This window comes from Actinotalea sp. JY-7885, assembly GCF_014525465.1.
Taxonomy (GTDB): domain Bacteria; phylum Actinomycetota; class Actinomycetes; order Actinomycetales; family Cellulomonadaceae; genus Actinotalea.
Genome location: NZ_JACEXH010000350.1, coordinates 1 through 618, shown reverse-complemented (window position 1 = coordinate 618; position 618 = coordinate 1). Strand labels below are relative to the sequence as shown.

General features: G+C 80.3%; 1 protein-coding gene. It reads left to right on the top strand.

Features of this window, described 5'->3' with window-relative positions:
- Nucleotides 1-584 (top strand): glycosyltransferase (locus IDM29_RS16920; RefSeq protein ID WP_304518705.1); only part of this gene is annotated, 584 nt, incomplete at its 5' end.
- Nucleotides 585-618 lie beyond the last annotated feature (34 nt).

Genomic DNA, 618 nt, shown 5'->3' with positions numbered 1-618 from the left:
CCGGCTCGCGCGCCACCGCCGCGGCCGCGCTGGGGCTCGACCCGGACCGCCCCACGCTGGTCGTCACGGGCGGCTCCCTGGGCGCGCTCAGCCTCAACCGAGCGGCGGCGGGCGCCGCCGCCGACCTCCTCGCCGCGGGTGCCCAGGTGCTCCACCTGACCGGTCGCGGCAAGGCGGACGACGTGCGCGCGGCCCTGGGCGGGCTCGGGCCCGCGGACGCGGCGGCCTACCAGGTCCGGGAGTACCTCGCCGAGATGGAGCTCGCCCTCGCCGTCGCCGACCTGGTGCTGTGCCGTTCCGGCGCCGGCACGGTGGGCGAGCTCGCCGCGCTCGGGATCCCGGCCGTCTACGTGCCGCTCCCGGTGGGCAACGGCGAGCAGCGCCTCAACGCGGCCCCCGTCGTGGACGCGGGTGGCGGGCTGCTGGTCGCGGACGCCGACGCGTCCCCGGAGCTGGTCCGCCGCGCCGTGGTGCCGCTCCTCACCGACCCCGGGCGGCTCGCCGCGATGAGCCGTGCCGCGTCGGCCGTCGGCGTGGTGGACGCCGCGGCGCGCGTCGCCGACCTCGTCGAGGCGGCCCGGTGACGGGCGCGAGCGTCACCGTCGCGGACCTCGCGGC